This window comes from Methylobacterium sp. (assembly GCF_019750675.1).
In the GTDB taxonomy this organism is placed as follows: domain Bacteria; phylum Pseudomonadota; class Alphaproteobacteria; order Rhizobiales; family Beijerinckiaceae; genus Methylobacterium.
The window spans coordinates 1-4,030 of sequence record NZ_JAIEOF010000013.1 but is presented as its reverse complement, the minus strand read 5'-3'; the positions used below and the strand labels follow the sequence as shown (position 1 = coordinate 4,030).

Annotated in this window: 4 protein-coding genes and 2 pseudogenes; 3 read left to right on the top strand and 3 right to left on the bottom strand. The window is 65.8% G+C overall.

The annotated features are described in order from the left end of the window. Positions 1–434, bottom strand: a 434-nt coding sequence (locus K2X24_RS00705; protein ID WP_292493735.1) for a MarR family transcriptional regulator, incomplete at its 3' end; no start/stop codon positions are given. Positions 435–495: 61 nt separating this feature from the next. On the opposite strand from K2X24_RS00705, the gene K2X24_RS00700 reads away from it, so the two are divergent. The 3 genes and pseudogenes from K2X24_RS00700 to K2X24_RS00690 form a co-directional block, all read left to right on the top strand. After that, positions 496–801: a carboxymuconolactone decarboxylase family protein gene (locus K2X24_RS00700; protein ID WP_048464253.1), complete on the top strand. Its 306-nt coding sequence runs from the start codon at positions 496–498 to the stop codon at positions 799–801. Positions 802–806: 5 nt separating this feature from the next. Then, positions 807–1,283: a DUF417 family protein gene (locus K2X24_RS00695; protein ID WP_048464254.1), complete on the top strand. Its 477-nt coding sequence runs from the start codon at positions 807–809 to the stop codon at positions 1,281–1,283. Positions 1,284–1,628: 345 nt separating this feature from the next. Further along, positions 1,629–2,170: pseudogene (locus K2X24_RS00690) on the top strand (winged helix-turn-helix domain-containing protein); the annotation flags it as partial. A gap of 53 nt (positions 2,171–2,223) precedes the next feature. Here K2X24_RS00690 and K2X24_RS00685 read toward each other — a convergent pair. Next, positions 2,224–3,467, bottom strand: a protein-coding gene (locus tag K2X24_RS00685) for an IS3 family transposase (protein WP_114416032.1) whose coding sequence is annotated in 2 segments (ribosomal slippage) — positions 2,224–3,143 and positions 3,143–3,467 — 1,245 coding nt in all. Because the reading frame shifts where the segments join, the coding sequence is not laid out codon by codon here. 329 nt (positions 3,468–3,796) lie between these two features. Next, a pseudogene (locus K2X24_RS00680) lies at positions 3,797–3,955 on the bottom strand (helix-turn-helix domain-containing protein); the annotation flags it as partial. Between the last annotated feature and the right edge of the window lie 75 nt (positions 3,956–4,030).

The following is a 4,030-nucleotide window of genomic DNA, read 5'->3' as shown; positions in this document are numbered from 1 at the left end:
CAGGCGGTTAACAAAACCTGAAAACGCGCGAGATCCGGCCTCGGATACGGCCTGCGGCACGGCTTGCGACAAGCCCCTTGCAGGACCGCTTTCAGCGCTCCGCGGCGGCGTTCGAGGAGCGCAGCTCGGCACGCCTGCCCTTCTTCGGTGAGGTTCAATGCCACCGTGCGGCGGTCATGTGGCGCCAAGCTTCGCGCGACGTGGCCCGCGTTCGCCAGGCGGTCCACCAGCCGCACGGTGCCGGGATGGGAAAGCCGGAGCACCCGGCCCAACTGATTGATCGACAGCCCCGGCGTGTGGCCCACGACGACCAGTGCCGCCGCGGTTTCGCCGCCAAAGGTCGTCCCATTCAGCGCTGCCCCGCGCACCCGGTCGGCAACGCCCGTCGCGAGCGCCCCCAAAAGATTGATCAGCCGGTCTGATGGGTCGCTCACGATGGTGTTGCCTCAGGGTTCGAGTTGATATATGCATGACACACACATACAAAGGTATATCATGTTCGACATGAAGCAGCTTGCCAAGCTCAAGGTTCTCGACGCCAGCGCACCCGGCGCGATGAAAGCCTTCTGGGCCTTCGACAAGGCCGTGTTCGCCGAGGGTGCGCTGACCACCCGCGAGAAGCAGTTGATGGCCGTCGCGGTCGCGCTCACGACCCAGTGCCCTTACTGCATTGAGCTTCACACCAAGGCGGCGCGGGAGGCCGGTGCAAACGACGCGCAGTTGACCGAGGCCGCCCTTGTCGCCGCCGCGATCCGCGCAGGCGGCGCAGTCACCCATGCGTCGCATCTCTTCAAGGAATAGCCGACATGTCCGCATCCTTGAGCGTCGCGGAAAGGTCCGCCGGTCCTCGTAGCTCGCTGGCCCTGCTCCGCTGGGCGCTCGTCATCGTCTTCCTCTGGTTCGGCGGAATGAAGTTCACCGGCTACGAAGCTGCCGGCATTGCGCCGTTCATCGCCAACAGCCCCATTATGAGCTGGTTGCATTCCCTGCTCGGCGTTCAGGGGGCAAGCTACGCCCTCGGGGTCATCGAGCTTTCAACGGCGGCTGCGCTCATTGTCGGCGCGTTCAACCCCGTCGCGTCGGCGCTCGGGGCGGCCATGTCCTGCCTCACTTATGTTGTCACGCTGACGTTCTTCTTGAGCACGCCAGGGGTGGCCGAACCGATGGCTGGCGGGTTCCCGGCGATCTCGGCTCCAATTGGACAGTTCCTACTCAAGGATTTGGTGCTTCTCGCAGCCTCCCTGTGCCTGTTGCTTTCATCGTTGCAACGGCCAGTGGCCTGAACTTACCCCATGATGGGACAGGCGGAGCGGATACGCGGCGAGCTGGGTAAATACGTGACCGCACACCCTAACAAGCTGTACCCCTTCGTCAAACGACGGATACACCAAGTGCAACGTCTGGGCCGCGTTTGACGGACGAGAGCTGCGTCGGCACACCGTGAAAGTGGACAGGATGACGGCAACGGCCAAGGGGAGCAGTGCTCCGGTTCTAACTGTTTCCCGGCACTTGCCAACCGTCGCCAAGGCGAAAACGGTTGACGCCATGCCCATTCCCACTCTCAACAGTGCGATAATACCAAGCCTGGTTGAGCGAGACTCACGCGGGGTGGCGTCGATATGCGGGTCATGATTCTGTCCTCTGGTTTTGGAGCCTGAGGAGGATGCGATGGCTGCTCCGGTGCCGCTGCGATCGGATTTTGATGCCGAGGCCCTGCGCGTCTTGGCCAAGGGGTCGCGGGATCCGGCCCAGACCCGCCGCCCGTTGGCGCTGTCTGTGATTGCCGCGGGTGGCTCGCGTTCGGAGGCGGCCGAGATCGGCGGGGTCGGGCTGCAGACGGTGCGTGATTGGGTCGTGGCCTTCAACGCCGATGGCCCAAGCGGGCTGATCGACGGCAAGGCCCCGGGTGCCCATCCGCGCCTGAACGCCGACCAGCGCGAGGTTCTCAGGGCCCTGGTCGAACAGGGGCCGACGCCCGCCGCCCACGGTGTGGTCCGCTGGCGCTTGTGCGACCTGGCCCAGATCCTGTGCGAGGATCACGGCGTTTCGGTCTTGCGAGCAGACCTTGAGCCGGGTCTTGCGGACCATGGGCTACCGGAAGCTTTCGGCCCGTCCACGCCATCACGCCCAGGACCCGGACGCCGCGGCTGTTTTTATAAAAGCTTCCCCGACCGTTTGGCGCAGATTGTACCGCCCGCAGTTTGTGAGACAACGATTTGAAGCCTACGCGGCCAGGGCCGCGGGTGGAAGCTGGGAATCGCGAAGGGCGGCTGGTGGCCGATACCCATGCCGCTCGATCAACCACGTCGTGTTGTAGATGTCCCGAAACGCCAGAAGCGCGTGGCGCAGATCCTCGACCGTGTCGACGCTCTCCACCCAGAGCAGGTTCTCCTTGAGCGTGCGGATGAAGCGCTCAGCGCAGCCGTTGCCTTCCGGTGCACGGACGAAGGCAGGCGAACTCGCGATGCCCAGGAACGTCAGTTCCGCCTGGAAGGCGTCCGACATGTACTGGCTGCCGTGGTCGTGCCGAACGCTTAGCCCAGAGGCGACCTGCGCATCGAAGCCGCCGAAGCGCTGCCGCACGCCCTGACGGATCGGCTCCAACGCCTCGAAGCGGGTGGCCCGGCGTGCCGCGTGGATGCCGACGCACTCGGCCGAGCAGTGGTCGATAGCGATGAACACCGCGACCTGGCCCTCCGCTGTCCAGGTCGTGGTCAGGTCCGTGCCCCACATCGTGTCCACCGTCTCCGGGATGATCGTGCCGTCGTGATTGCGCGGGCCACGCGGGGTGCCGACGCGCGAGGGGGCCAGCAGATCATGGTTACGCATCAGGCGCAGCACCCGGCGCTTGGAGGTGCGCACGCCGCGCAAGCGCAGTCGCGCCCAGACCTTGCGGTGGCCCTCTCCGTGGAAGGGGCTCCCGGTCAGCGTGGCGCGGATCTGCGTGAGCAGCGCCGCATCCGGCATCGGTCCAACCGGACCGGGCCGTTGCGGAGGCTGAGGCCGAGCCGGAGAGAGGTGGCGATGAATGGTGGCGCACGAGGCGCCCCAGATCCGGCACACTCGGGATAAGCCATAGAGCTTGTCGCTGGAGGGAGAGACGGACCGGCTCATGATTGCGACCTCCTGCGGGCTAAAGGGCCGGGGCCGCGCGCCTCCAGGATGGCGATCTTGGCCTCCAGCAACTCACGCTCCAGCAGCATCTCGCCGAGCTTGGCCTTCAGCCGTCCGCTCTCCAGCGCGTCCGCGTCGGTGGATCGGCTCGTCAGGCTCGCCTCGCCCGCCACCAGGAAGGCGTCGCGCCATCCCGACAAGGTCGCGGCTGTCACGCCGAGACTCCGCGAAACGGTGTCCAGATCCTCGTCTCTCAGCAGCCGAAGCACCGCATCCCGCTTGCGCGCCCGCGACATGCGCCCGCCGCGGCCAGGACCAGCCGCGCTGACATTCGTGCTCGTGTCTGTCGTCATCGTCATCACCCCTGTCGCGGAAACCGTCCGCTTCCGGGGTGTCTCAATCAACTGTAGGGCGGTGGAAGAGCACGATAGCGCCCACGACCCGGTTGCGTGCGCTGGCGCGATGGCTCTGAACCTGAAGCCCTGGTCGCGAACCCGACCGGCGCGATGCAGGACGATCGCCCGTTTGAGCGCGTTCTCCGCCTCGCCCTTGTTCAGCTCTGCGAAACCGCAGGCGCCCTGTGGGCCCTATGGTCAACGCGCGGTAAACGTCGGCGCGATGGCGGTTGCCGTGCGCCGACAGAGGGTGTCGTCGATGGCCAGACCAGGCGAATGACGAAGCGTCAGCCCGCCATCGCCCGCATCTCGGGCGCATTTTCTCTCAGGGCGTAGCCGCGGCCCCAGACGGTCTCGATGTAGTTCTTGCCGCCGGACGCGTTGGCGAGCTTGCGACGCATCTTGCAGATGAACACGTCGATGATCTTCAGCTCGGGCTCGTCCATGCTGCGGATTCCGACGGAAGCCGGCCACCCATTCCGACGCGAAGCCGGCCAGCGTTCCGATTTGATGTCGGCCAC